Below are 12,449 nucleotides of genomic sequence, written 5' to 3'. Positions count from 1 at the left end.
TACTCCGGTGCGTGGTCGAAGACCATGCGCACCGCCCGTTCTTTCAGCTCCGGTGGATATCTCTTTTGTGTATTCATGGCTCCATCCTCTCAGACTATGGAGCCTCCAGGAAAGTCGGGGCGGTTCATCTTGCCATAAGTACTGTTCTGCTCAAGAAGCTGTTTTACTATTTCTCCCTTAAGAATCTCGGCATCCCCTTTTCTGGGTCCCGCAGAGCGCTCACACCACTTCCCCTGCCTATCTTTCCAGCGCACCACCCAACGGTGGGCTGGATAAGGCCCTTCCTGGAGCTCTAACGCCTTCTTACGCTTAGGCCCATTTCGGTCATAAACCCTGCAATAGACCCTGATTTCTTATTCCTCCATTCTCGGCTCGTTCAACCTCAGAACGCATAGGGCACCCATAGGGCATTTCTGGATTTTTCATACAGACGCAAAAACCAGGCTCGAGAGCGAAAGCTTCCGACCTGGTTTTTTTATGGTGGCGAGAGAGGGATTTGAACCCCCGACGCCAGGATTTTCAGTCCTGCGCTCTACCAACTGAGCTATCTCGCCGTCGCATATGTAGACTCCCGAAGGAGCTGTATTTGGCGGAACCGACGGGATTTGAACCCGCGATCTCCGGCTTGACAGGCCGGCGTGTTAACCTGGCTACACCACGGCTCCGCGTAAAACCTGCATCGGGGGCCCCATGGCCCCTGTCATAATACTATATTAAGTCTTCACCCCGGACAATCCGGCGGCCATGGGCACCCTATCCTTTGCGCACCACCGGGGTGGTCTATATAAAAGCCGTACCTGCCGGCTCCTTGTCTGGTGCCCCCAACGGAATTCGAATCCGTGTCACCGCCTTGAAAGGGCGATATCCTAGGCCACTAGACGATGGGGGCACGGAAAATCATCTTCCGCGGCCTGTGCCTCTATACATGATAGCATCCCCGCCGGGACTTTCCCTGACCCAGGCCATAAAGATTTAAGCACCTCAGCCGTTCAATATCAATCCTTTTTAACCGATAACGGAGTAGAGGGGAGCGTTTTTACGTTCCCCGAAAAGGGAGCGTTGTCGCACTTTAACGGCGCTTGAACCGGCGGGAGGACGGGCTCACATGGAAGACGGCCAGCTTCAGAGCATGGAGCAGGAGGGCTCAGCGGAGATCAGCGGTGATGACGAGCGGGCACTGAGGTCCATTGTCGACATCTTCTCGCGCCTCTCCATCGCCTGTAAATCCCGCTCGCTCTATCCCGCGGAGCACCCCACCGCCATCGACGCGGTCGTCCTGTTGCATGCCGTGATGGAGGATTCGTTGCGCATAACGCCGACCGTGGCGGTGAAGGTGGGCAAGGACCGCCTCATCTACGACAGGTGGGTGGTCGGCCAGAGGATGGAGAGCCTGCGCGCGCTGGCCTCGCGCATACGTTCCCTCAACATCCAGGAGATTTCAATGACCGCCGGCGCCTCCTTCCAGGAGGCGGAAGCCCTGGTGGAACTCCTGGTCAGCGGCACCGAGGTGATCGACGCCGCTGGCGGGCCCGAGACCTTCCTGCTGGTAAAAGGGGTCCACAACATCGCCGTGGTAGAGAGCGAGGCGCAGCGGGTGGACGAGGAGGAGCAGGAGGCTGAGAGGCAGGCCGGCATGGACTTAGAGCCGGTGCCGGAGGACGTGGAGTTTACCGAAGACATCGATCCCGAGCAGGTCAAGGACCTCCTCAAGCTGCTGCTCGACCCCGAGGAGCTTGCCCGGGTGCTGATGATGCTCAGCGGCGAGGAGGGCCAGCCCCTGGGCAAGGACGGGTTGGCCGACGCGTCCTTCGCGTTTCTTAAGAGCGCCGCCATGATCGTAGAGCGCAGGTATCGCGAGCGCTTGCAGGACTGCCTGCGCTCCATGGCCGAAGCCCTGCTCTTCCTGGATATCGACGTGCGCAACCTGCTCCTGCTCAAGCACCTGCTGCCCAAGCTGCGCGAGGAGCCGGTATGCCCGGGGATGCTCAACCAGTTCAACGCACAGGAGATAGCCGATGTATTGAGCACGTTCCTCCCCCTGGTGCCGGAGATCATCCCTAAGGCCGGAAGCCTACTCAAGGCCATCGGGTTCAGAGAGGGCGAGATCAGGCACGCCCTGCGGCTGATCCGGGCCAAGCTGGTGGACATGGGACAGATATCCCCTGAACTGCTGGCCAAAATGGATATTGGGCCGGAAAGAGGCAAGAAGGACGTCCAGGCCTTCAACCAGTTGCCCACCCTGGAGGAGGTGGGAGCGATCCTGGGGGAATACAGTCCCGACGAGCTGGAGGAGATCAGGCAGATCTCGCATTTCGATCCAGCCGCGGACCTGCTCACCGACACCACGCCGATGCTCCTGGACCTGCTCGAGCAGGGAGGCAGAATGGACAACCTGATGAAGGTGGTGGAGCAGCTGCAGCAGAACTTCTGGGGCCTGGCCATGTCAGCGGAGCTGAACATGGCCGCGGCGGTGCTGGTGGTCACGCGCAGGATACTGAACAACGGCGACCCGGCAATAGACCCCTTCCGCTCCGACCTCAGGCGTATGCTCGAAGAGGCCTCCAGCCAGAAGGTCATGCGGCGGGTCATCCAGATCGCCTGCAGCAGGCGCGACGATCCCCGGGCGCTGGAAGGCCTCAAGCGCTACATGTGCGAGCTGGGAGAAGACGGCGTCTCCGCCATGGTTGAAGCGCTGGGGGCCGAGGAGGACATGTCCGTGCGTAAGTGCATCATCGACGCCCTCACCGACATGTGCCGCGACCGCGTCCCCCTGCTCGGCGCGTACGTGGACGACGAGCGCTGGTTCCTCGTGCGCAACATCGTATCCATCATGGCCAAGATCCGCTCCCCGGAGACCATCCCTTACCTGAGGCGCACCTTCTACCACCCAAACCCCAAGGTGAAGGCCGAGACCATCCGGGCCCTTGGTTTGACCGGCGGCTACGGATCGTGCGAGCTGCTCATGCAGGGGCTCGGGGACGAGGACGAGAGAACGCGCATCCTGTGCATCCGCTGGCTGGGCAGGCTTGAGGAGGCGCGCGCGGCCCCCCGCCTGGTGATGATGCTCGAGGACAAGGAGCCGGGGGCGGAAAGCCTGCAGGTGAAGAAGGAGATCGTCATGAGCCTGGGCGAGATCAGGGCACCCGAGAGCTACGAAGTGCTGAGGAAGTATCAGGTCAAGCAGAAGCGTTTCAACCGCGCCGAATGGCAGGAGGTAAACCAGGCCGCGTCGCAGGCGCTGAGCCGGTTGACGGAGAAGTTCCCGCACCTGGAGAGGAAGAGATGAACGAGCAGGCTACGCAGGGCGACAGCTACGACCCGGGCAGGAAGCAGGAGGCTCTGGCCTATTTCCATTCCAAGGGAAAGTTGGAAAAAGCGCGGGAGGTGCTCAAGCTCTTCTCCACCGCGAAGAAGTCCGCCTCCCTCTATCCCCCCAACCATGAGATCTGCATCGGTTCCTTCACCGATTTTCTGCGCGCATTCAAGGAGTACATGGCATGGCAGGAGGAGTTCTCGCTGCGCATAGTCGGCGAGGAGTTCTTCTTCGAGGAGAAGCTGATGCCCCGCGAGAGCGTCCTCTATTACCAGCTCATCAAGGAACTGCTCGCCAAGGACACCGGCGGCGTCACCATCCTGGGCAGCCTCACCCCCGGGGAGTTCGTCGATTTCCTCTACCTCTTGAACCTGGGGAGTGACGAGCTGGAGGCTAGGGGCGGGCTTAGGAAACTCATGGAGGAGAAGGAGATAGTCAGCATCATCCTGGACGAGCCGGGCACGTGGGAGGAGAAGACGCGTGAGGTGAAGGAACGCCACTCGGCGCGGGAGGAATACTTCGACGCAGTGGACGTCATCCGCGAGCTGGCGGACCAGGTTATGAGCGACCGCCGCCTCTCTGTGAGCAAGGCCAACCGCGTGGTGGGGGTGCTGCTCAACCGCGTTGGGGAGAACCGCTCCGCGGTGCTTGGTCTGGCGACCATCAAGAGCTATGACGAGTACACCTCCTTCCATTCCGTGAACGTGCTAATCCTCTCGCTGGCGCTGGGCTCAATGCTACCCCTGGACCGCAGCGCCCTGATGATCCTGGGCACGGGCGCGCTCCTGCACGACCTGGGCAAGATCACCATCCCGCAGAGCCTGCTCAACAAGTCCGGGCCCCTCACCACGCCGGAATGGGAGATGATGCAGGCGCACCCGGTAAGGGGGGCGGACATCCTCATGGCGCAGCCGGGGGTGCATCCCCTCTCGGTGATGGTGGCCTACGAGCACCACGCCCGCTACGACCTCGCGGGGTATCCGAAGGTCAGCAACAAGGAGCGCATCGGCCTCTTCTCGCGCATCGTGGAGGTGTGCGACGTGTACGACGCCATGACCTCGTCCCGGCCGTACCAGAAGGCGCGCACGCCGGACCAGGCCATGCGGGTGCTGGTCAAGGACATGAACGCGGTCTTCGACCCCCTCATGGTCAAGGTGTTCATCGACATGATGGGGATGTTCCCGGTGGGGACCCTGGTGCGCCTGGCCACCGGAGAGGTGGGGGTGATCTACGAGCCGGGTGAGAGCGACGCCATGTGGCCGCGGGTGAAGGTGATACGCGACCCGGACGGTGGTGAGGTGGAGCCGCGCATCGTAGACCTGGTCTACCTAAAGGACAAGATCGGGGAGACGGGCGAGGCCATCCTGGAGGCCCTCCACCCCGAGGCGTTGGGCATCGACCCCCTGGATTTCCTCTGACCCGCGCCCGCGGTGCTGCCGGAACCGGATCACCGGAAGAAGCCGCGGATCAGAGCGAGCGTCTCTTCCGGCTTCTCCATGGGCACGAGGTGCCCGGCCCCCGAGACCTGCTTCAGGTCCGCATCGGGCATAACGGACGCCGCGCGCCCGAGGTCGATCACCAGCCGGTTCTCGCTCCTCTCGCCCTCGACCAGCAGGACGGGGCAGGAGATCTTCTCCAGGAGCGGCCAGGGGTCCTGAACCATTCCCCCCATGAACAGAGCCGCTTCTCTCCCGGGGCTGCAAGCGAGGGTGAGCTTTCCACCCGTGGCTTCACTCAGGCCGTGCTGCAGATAGAGGTCCAGCATCTCCGGGTCCCAGTTCTTGAAGAGGTCCTTCCCGAGCAGATACTCCCTGGCCTCTTCCCCATCACGCCAACTGTTGCGGCGCCGGACCGATTTCGAGGCCAGGGGATGTTGCTCCACCGTCAGGTCGACCTCGTAGAAGCCCGAGGGGAGCAGGATGGGCTCGATGAGGAGCATACGCGATGCCAGCGGCCCCCGGAGCGCCTCCGCCATCGAGGCCACGGTCGCCCCCATGGAGTGCCCGACGATGCCGGGCGCCGTGAGCCCCAGACCCGCGATGAGGGCCGTCAGGTCGCTGGCCAGGAGGAGCCAGCTGAGTCCACCTTCCTCGGGGTCGAAGACCCTGTGGTCGCAAAAATACGGCGCGACGACGCGGAAGTCCCCCGCCAGTTCCCTGGCTATGGGGTGCCAGAGCCAGGGCAGGAAACCGGTGGCGTGCAGCATGACGACCGCCGGACCATCGCCGGCATAGTGGAGATATTGGATCTCGGCATCGCCGATGTCCAGGGACAGTATCTCGGGCATCATCGCTCTTACCCTACCATTCCTCGACCTACTTCATCCTGACGCATATTATCACATGGACGAAGGAGGGCGGACCCCCATCTAACGATAGATGATGCGGACGCGGGCGAAGAGGACGGTGGAAGCCACGACGCAGGCGAGGGCCAGTACCCACGCCCCGACATAGCTGCCGGTACGGTCGAAGATGAACCCGGTGATCACCGGCCCCGCCGCGCCCCCCAGCGCGCCGCCGGTGGTGACCGCCCCGAATATCGCGCCCATGCTGGCCTTCCCGAAGACCTCCGCGCACACCGCGGGGATCACCGGGCCGTATGCCGCGAAGCCGAAGCCGAACACCGCCGCGAAGACCATGAGCGACCAGGCCTCGCGTACGAAGATGAGCATGGTTATGCTGGCGAAGAGGACGGCGCAGGCGGGATAGAGGGCGTTCTTCTTCTCGCGCGTGCGGTCGGAGAGCCGGCCGAAGAAGAGCCTGCCGCAGATGGAGGTGGCGCCGTAGACCACGATCGACCACTCCGCCCAGCTCTTGCTGACGCCGCGGTCGGTGGCGTAAGGCACCTGGTGCACCATCACCCCGTAGAGGGCGATGACGATGAGCACGAAACCGGTGAAGAGCAGCCAGAACGAGGGTGTCCGCAGGGCCTCCCTCATGGTGAGCCCGCCCGCGGCAGCGGCCGGAGCGGGGTGTGCCTCCCCACCCGGCTCCTCCTCCTCCGCGACTTCGCCCTTCCCCCCGCGCAGCAGGAATAAGCAGGGGAAGGTGAGGGCCAGGGCCACGTATCCCAGGAACTGGAAGGAGGTCCTCCAGTCCCAAGACGACTGCACCACTCCCGTGAGGCGCGGCAGGATCATGGTCCCGAAGCCTATGCCCATGGTGGCCACGCCGAGGGCCAGCCCCAGGCGGCGGCGGAACCACACCGCCACCGAGGTGTTGGAGGGAACCAGCCCGATACCGTTACCCCCGACGCCGAAGACGACGCCGAAGAAGAAGGCCAGCACCCAGAGGCTGCCCGCTCGCGAGCACATCCACAGCCCGAAGGCGGAGATGAGCGCCCCTCCCGCCATGACCCAGCGCGGCCCGTAGCGGTCCACCAGCCTGCCGGTGACCGGCGCCAGGAAGGCGTAGACGAGGACGCTGACCGTGAAGGGCAGGGATGCCGCGGCGCGGCCGATGCCCAGGTCCTCCGAGAAGCCCTTGATGAGGACGGTCTGGGTGGAACGCACGCCGTAGTTGACGAACATGGCCAGGAAGGCTACGCCCACCACCACCCAGCCGTAGTAGATGCCCTTGCGCGCCCTGTCCAATTTGCCCCTTCCCGCTAGCGGGTCCCGCGGTCAGATGAACTCCAGCCTCCCATGCTTCCGGCCAGCCCCCCTCACTTGCCTGCGCGCAGGGTATGGTCTCGCAGGACCGCGGCGGCGTCCACCGCCTCCTCGGCGTCGTTGAAGATGGGGAAACCGGTGACGCGGCGCGTCTCCGTGCGCACCTCGGTGGTGGAGAGCAGGCTGAAGACGATGGGTTTGTCGTGCTTTTTCATCATCTCCCCCAGCTGGGGAAGGATGTTCTTGTTCAGTCCCTGGATGTTTCCGGCCATCATCTTCCCCCCGGTGATGCGGAAGATGAGAAGCATGATCACGCCGTCGATGAAGTCCTGTTCCAGGAGGCGGTCGATGATATAGGCGCGCGCGTCGGCGTCGTGCACGTCGCCCAGGTCCACGGGGTTGGAGATGTCGATGACCCCGGCCCGCAGGTGCGACCTGATGTCCTCCACCAGGGATGGGGGAAGGGGCGGGAACTCGAACCCTCGGCGCGCGCACTGGTCGGAGGCCAGCACCAGGATGCCGCCGGTGGGAGAGACTAGGGCGATACGGTTGCCGCGCAGCGGCGGCAGGGAGAAGGCCTTGGCGTACCCGGCCAGCTGGGCCAGCCGCCGTACGCGGATGATCCCGGCCTGCCGGAAGGCGCCGTCCAGCACCGCGTCGTCGTTGGCGAGGGCGGCGGTGTGGGACTGGGCGCTCTCCCGGGTGAGCGGCTCCACGTTGGCCTTGTAAACCAGGATGGGTTTGTCCACGGCACGGGCGGCCCGCAGCAGCTCCCTCCCCCGCGCCACGTCCTCCAGGTACATGCATACGACCTCGGTACGGGGGTCCCGGCCCATGTATTCCAGGTAGTCCACCTCGTCCAGGTCGGTCTTGTTGCCCACGCTGATGAACTTGGCGAAGCCGGCGTTGTCGTCCTTGAGGCGCGCGAGGAAATCCAGGCCGATGCCGCCGCTCTGGGCGATGACGCTGATGCCCCCGCGGGGGATCTCGACCGGGACCGGCACGAAGGGGAGGCAGAGGCCGATGTGGGAGTTGATGGCCGTGAGGCAGTTGGGCCCCACGAAGCGTATGCCGTGGCGGCGGGCCGCCCGCACCAGTTCGTCGCGCAGCCGCAGGCCGTCTCCACCGCCGAACTCATCGAACCCCCCGGCGGGGATGGCCACGCGGGTGATGCCTTTGCGGCCACATTCATCCACCGCACCCGGCACGGCGGGCGCGGGGATGATGAGCACCGCGAGGTCCACCGCCTCCGGCAGCTCGGAGACCGAGGTGTAGAGCGGGTATCCCAGCGCCTCCCCTCCCCTGGGGTTGACGCAGTATACCTTGCCCTCGTATTCCCAGTCGATGAGGTTCTGGAGGATGTTGAGGCCCAGGTTCCCGGGTCGCTCGGAGACTCCGACTATCGCTACGCTGCCTGCTTCGAATATGCGTTCCATGGCGGGATAATTATAGCACCCGCACACTGTGTAACGGCCCATCTATCGTGTCATCGCGAGGACGTGATCGCAAACGTGTCATCGCGAGGAGCGTAGCGACGTGGCGATCTCAACATGCCCGAGACGCTATGCGTGCATATCTGGAAGATGAAAAAGAACCGGGGCCCAGATCAACCAGGCCCCGGCTCGAACCTGCCTAGATCCTTTCGTAGATGGTGGCGATGCCCATGCCCATCCCCATGCACATGGACTGCAGGCCGTAGCGCCCGCCGAAGTGCTCCAGCTCGGAAAGGAGGGTGCAGGTGAGCTTGCCGCCGCTGGCCCCCAGGGGATGGCCGTTGGCGATGGCGCCGCCCCAGGGGTTGAGCTTGTCCAGGTCCGGCGGATCGAGTTCCTTTACCCATGCCAGTACCACCGACGCGAAGGCCTCGTTGATCTCGAAGACGTCGATGTCCTTCATGGTCAGCCCGGCCTTGGCGAGGACCTTGGGCGTGGCGGTGATGGGCCCGGTGAGCATGAGGATGGGGTCCTCGCCGGTGAGGGCGGTGCAGACGTAGCGTGCCCGGGGGGTCAGCCCCAACTCCCTGCATTTATCCATGCTCATGAGCAGCACCGCGGAGGCGCCGTCCGAGATCTGGCTGGAGTTCCCAGCCGTGACCACGCCGTCCTGCTTGAAAGGGGTCTTCAGGGTGGCCATCTTCTCCAGGTCCACTCCCCGGCGCGGCCCCTCGTCGCGGTCGAAGGTGAAGGTGTTGCCCTCGGCGTCGGTCACCTCAACCGGCATGATCTCCTTGTCGTAGAGGCCGGCGTCCATGGCGGCTATGGCCAGCTCGTTGGACCTCTTGCCGAACTCGTCCAGCTCGGTGCGGCTGAGCCCCCACTTCTCCGCGATGAGCTCCGCCGACATCCCCTGCGGGACGATGCCGCCGAAACGCTCGAAGAGCTTGGGGCCGATGCCGAACCCCAGGTGGGCGAGGTGATCGCCCATGCCGTCGGAGCCCATGGGGGTGCGGCTCATGTTCTCGATGCCCCCGGCCAGCACGACATCCATCTCGCCGGCGGCGATGGTGTTGGCCGCAAAGACGATTGCCTGCTGGCTGGACCCGCAATGGCGGTTGAGGGTGACCCCGGGGATGGAGATGGGCAGGCCGCCTACGAGCACCGCGTTCCTGCCAACGTCCATGGCCTGCTCGCCGATCTGGGTGACGCATCCGCAGACGAAGTCCTCGATGAGTTCGGGATCGATCCCCACCCGCTCGTTGACGAGATGGTTGAGCAGGCTGCCCAGCAGCTCGTCCGACCGGATGCCGCTGAGGGCCCCGTTCCTCTTACCGATCGCCGTCCTCACGGCATCTACGATCACTACTTCCCTCATCCTGCTACCTCCTGTAAGCTTCCCGAATCAATATACTCGGGCTGGCTTGTAGCCTCCCTCCATGAGCCCTTGCCGCCCGCAAGATTATATCACCTGCTGGCGGGCGTGACCGAACCCGGGAAGCCACGTGCGATTGCCTGCTTTTTACTGCCCACCCCTGGATATATAATGTCTGTGGGCCGTTAGCTCAGTCGGTAGAGCACCGGACTTTTAATCCGGGTGTCCTGGGTTCGATCCCCAGACGGCTCACCAGAATATTTGCAGGCCAGGGTAGGTATATCCTGGCCTTTGTTCTTGCAGGTGGCGAGGGGCTTTTTTACTGCAAAAGCCTATTTCACCCTGGAGCGCCTTAGCATTAACGGTTCCAAATACTCGCATTACAAACACATCATTTTGATGGCAGTCTCTATAAACTCACCGCACCCTCTTATGACCTATACGAACCCGATCCACGGGGCTAAAGTGGTTGCTTGAACGGCTGGATCAAATATCGTGAAATACGACATGCAATATCGTAAATTACGATATTGGAAGATCGATATGTATTACAAAAGAGAGCTTCCGGGAAGCATCGAAATGGCGCTGCGAGGTATGCCGGTTGTATTGGTAACCGGCAAGCGCCAAGCCGGAAAGAGCACCATGCTGCTGCCCGATCCCCGATTGAGTTCCCGCCGCTACCTGAACCTGGATGATTACGCGGTTATGAGATCTATCCAAGCAAATCCGGATGCGGTCCTGAGCGATCTCGCGGAGGTCACAATCGACGAAGCGCAAAGAGTGAGAGAGCTTCTTATGGCGGTCAAGGGGGCTTATACTCTGGCCTGCTGCGTTGAGCTGGGATAGCTTTATATGGGAACTGCAGTATAATAGCCATTGGGTAAATGGGAGGGCTATGAATAATATGAATTTCTTCATCCAACAGTTGGTTGATTACTATGCGGAGGGCGGGAAGACCCTCCCTCCGGAAGTCCTCTCCGTGCTCGCTAAACCCCTGGCATCCCTGAACCAGGAAGAAGCCGATATCTACAATCGCTTCATCGGCCCAAGCCAGCAACGGATAAGTGCCGCATTGCTGGAACGGTTACAGCAGCAGGGCAGCAATAAGCTCGAGTGGTCACAGCAAGTCAACCAGTATTACCGCCCGATAGTCGAAGAGATAGCCGCGCGTATGCTCGGGCTGGAAGTATCTGCCCCCCTTCCCCAGGCTGTCACCGCGAGAGTCGCGTATGCAAGACAAGGACCGGCACGTAGGAGCTTCCTGCAAAGGCTTTCCATCCCTCGCATCTCCTACTGGTGGGTTGCCGCCGTTGTCGTCGTGATAGCCCTGGTGACCGCGGGCACCTGGTTCTATGTCTCGGCCACCGCGCCTTCCCGCATGTTGAACAGGATAAGGGGCGAGGTCGCCGCCGGGAGCTACTCCTCGGCTCTTCAACATATAGATGAGATGCGCGTGAAATATCCCGATAAGGAGCAGACGGAGGAAGCCGAGGAGTTCGAGCCGGAGGCGGCGCTGGGCTATGCCTATGAGCTGTATGCGAACGCCAGCTATGGAGAGGCGGCACGCTACTTCCAGCTTGCAGGAGAGGATGATGACCTCGAATCGGAAGCCCTTACGGCGTGTGCGGGAGCATATCTGGCGGGGGCGACCGTTCACAGCCAGAACCACGAGTACGAGGAGGGCTACGATTGTTGCGAACTGGCTCTTGATTACGCGCCACAAGGTTATGACGTCAATCCCATCATGGCCACGAGGGCGGACCTCCTCTACAACTGGGGCATGCAGCTCAAGAGCCAGAACCTGTATGCCCTGTCGGCGATACGGTTCGAGAAGTGTTTCACGGAGTGGCCGGCCGGGACACATGCACAAGATGCATTAGTCAATTACGTCGATATGACTGCCTCTGGTTATACGAATCAGCTTCCCAATAAGGCTACAACCTCAAGTGGTAGACTACTAGAGATACGGATCAGCAATCTCACTAGTTATACTGGGCGTTACTTCTTCAGCGGACCATCATCTCTCTATGTTGATATAGGGCCGAACGGAGCAGCCACTGTTTTCCTCCCGCCTGGAATCTATTGCAGAGGATTCTTGCCGACGGGTGGGAGTGGACGTTTCACGGCAGGGACAGATCTCACAGATGCTCGATATATTGGTTGGACTATCACAATCAGCCCAATCGAGATAGCGCCAACCCAAGGGGTAGGTTATGACGCAGTTAGAAGTAGGGTTGATCAGCTAGAGCCCACACTCCCACCAGAGATACTAGAATGTGTTGAAGATCTTCGGTACGAGCAGATCACCGATCCAATCAGAGCCCAGGACAGGTACGGCGACTATGACCCTTCCGCAGAAGTTGTCGGATTTACGCCCAATATACCGTCAAACATGGTTGACCTCGTGATCTTCCATGAGTGGGGACATGCGTATGATGACGAATACCTCGACGCGGAGGAGAAGGAACGGTACAAGGAGCTTCGAGGCATATTGCCAGACGTACTATGGAACGACCCTGATAATTATAGCGGTTCGGTGGAGGAGGACTTTGCCGAGGTGTTCGCGGTCCTCTTCGGCCATGCCGAATGGGAGAACCACACGCCGTATGGCCCGGTGGTTAACCAGGACGAGTTGAGATCGTTCATTCTCGCGGCGGCTGATTGAATCCGGATGGCCGCGTGTGCCACATCATGTTCTTCGAGACGGACACCGTATTG

Annotated in this window: 9 protein-coding genes and 4 tRNA genes; 6 read left to right on the top strand and 7 right to left on the bottom strand. The window is 61.8% G+C overall.

Annotated features, from left to right (window positions below):
* Window positions 1–296 (top strand): hypothetical protein (locus tag AB1384_15150; GenBank protein MEW6555605.1); only part of this gene is annotated, 296 nt, incomplete at its 5' end.
* A 182-nt stretch (window positions 297–478) separates the two neighbouring features.
* Here the strand turns inward: AB1384_15150 and AB1384_15145 are convergent.
* From AB1384_15145 to AB1384_15135, 3 genes are all read right to left on the bottom strand, one after another.
* Window positions 479–554, bottom strand: a tRNA-Phe gene (locus tag AB1384_15145).
* A gap of 33 nt (window positions 555–587) precedes the next feature.
* Window positions 588–665: transfer RNA gene (locus tag AB1384_15140), tRNA-Asp, on the bottom strand.
* Between the two features lie 148 nt (window positions 666–813).
* A tRNA-Glu gene (locus tag AB1384_15135) sits at window positions 814–889 on the bottom strand.
* A gap of 216 nt (window positions 890–1,105) precedes the next feature.
* Here AB1384_15135 and AB1384_15130 point away from each other — a divergent pair.
* Together AB1384_15130 and AB1384_15125 are read left to right on the top strand one after the other, a co-directional pair.
* Window positions 1,106–3,286: a HEAT repeat domain-containing protein gene (locus AB1384_15130; GenBank protein MEW6555604.1), complete on the top strand. Its 2,181-nt coding sequence runs from the start codon at window positions 1,106–1,108 to the stop codon at window positions 3,284–3,286.
* On the top strand, window positions 3,283–4,731 hold the full coding sequence (locus AB1384_15125; protein MEW6555603.1) for an HD-GYP domain-containing protein: 1,449 nt from the start codon (window positions 3,283–3,285) through the stop codon (window positions 4,729–4,731). The genes AB1384_15130 and AB1384_15125 overlap by 4 nt, the downstream gene beginning before the upstream one ends.
* 29 nt (window positions 4,732–4,760) lie before the next feature.
* On the opposite strand, the gene AB1384_15120 is transcribed toward AB1384_15125, so the two are convergent.
* The 4 genes from AB1384_15120 to AB1384_15105 all read right to left on the bottom strand — a co-directional run bounded on the left by AB1384_15120 (window position 4,761) and on the right by AB1384_15105 (window position 9,734).
* The gene (locus AB1384_15120; GenBank protein ID MEW6555602.1) at window positions 4,761–5,600 is read right to left on the bottom strand and encodes an alpha/beta hydrolase; all 840 of its coding nucleotides are present in this window, start codon (window positions 5,598–5,600) and stop codon (window positions 4,761–4,763) included.
* Window positions 5,601–5,681: 81 nt separating this feature from the next.
* Complete coding sequence (locus AB1384_15115) at window positions 5,682–6,905, bottom strand: MFS transporter (GenBank protein MEW6555601.1); 1,224 nt, start codon at window positions 6,903–6,905, stop codon at window positions 5,682–5,684.
* A gap of 71 nt (window positions 6,906–6,976) precedes the next feature.
* Complete coding sequence (locus tag AB1384_15110; GenBank protein MEW6555600.1) at window positions 6,977–8,401, bottom strand: CoA-binding protein; 1,425 nt, start codon at window positions 8,399–8,401, stop codon at window positions 6,977–6,979.
* Window positions 8,402–8,555: 154 nt separating this feature from the next.
* On the bottom strand, window positions 8,556–9,734 hold the full coding sequence (locus AB1384_15105; protein ID MEW6555599.1) for a thiolase family protein: 1,179 nt from the start codon (window positions 9,732–9,734) through the stop codon (window positions 8,556–8,558).
* A gap of 176 nt (window positions 9,735–9,910) precedes the next feature.
* Here AB1384_15105 and AB1384_15100 point away from each other — a divergent pair.
* The 3 genes from AB1384_15100 (at window position 9,911) to AB1384_15090 (ending at window position 12,396) form a co-directional block, all read left to right on the top strand.
* Window positions 9,911–9,986, top strand: a tRNA-Lys gene (locus AB1384_15100).
* Window positions 9,987–10,226: 240 nt separating this feature from the next.
* Window positions 10,227–10,577, top strand: coding sequence for an AAA family ATPase (locus tag AB1384_15095; GenBank protein ID MEW6555598.1), 351 nt, complete (start codon window positions 10,227–10,229; stop codon window positions 10,575–10,577).
* Window positions 10,578–10,635: 58 nt separating this feature from the next.
* Window positions 10,636–12,396: a hypothetical protein gene (locus AB1384_15090; protein MEW6555597.1), complete on the top strand. Its 1,761-nt coding sequence runs from the start codon at window positions 10,636–10,638 to the stop codon at window positions 12,394–12,396.
* Window positions 12,397–12,449: the final 53 nt, after the last annotated feature.

Source organism: Actinomycetota bacterium (assembly GCA_040757835.1).
In the GTDB taxonomy this organism is placed as follows: Bacteria; Actinomycetota; Geothermincolia; order Geothermincolales; family RBG-13-55-18; genus SURF-21.
The sequence above is the reverse complement of the archived record's forward strand: the minus strand, read 5'-3'. Positions and strand labels throughout refer to the sequence as shown.

Excerpts from the sequence above, each read along its gene's own strand:
- AB1384_15130 (MEW6555604.1), top strand. The coding sequence starts at position 1,106 with ATGGAAGACGGCCAGCTTCAGAGCATGGAGCAGGAGGGCTCAGCGGAG.
- AB1384_15125 (MEW6555603.1), top strand. The coding sequence starts at position 3,283 with ATGAACGAGCAGGCTACGCAGGGCGACAGCTACGACCCGGGCAGGAAG.
- AB1384_15120 (MEW6555602.1), bottom strand. The coding sequence starts at position 5,600 with ATGCCCGAGATACTGTCCCTGGACATCGGCGATGCCGAGATCCAATAT.
- AB1384_15110 (MEW6555600.1), bottom strand. The coding sequence starts at position 8,401 with ATGGGCCGTTACACAGTGTGCGGGTGCTATAATTATCCCGCCATGGAA.
- AB1384_15105 (MEW6555599.1), bottom strand. The coding sequence starts at position 9,734 with ATGAGGGAAGTAGTGATCGTAGATGCCGTGAGGACGGCGATCGGTAAG.
- AB1384_15090 (MEW6555597.1), top strand. The coding sequence starts at position 10,636 with ATGAATTTCTTCATCCAACAGTTGGTTGATTACTATGCGGAGGGCGGG.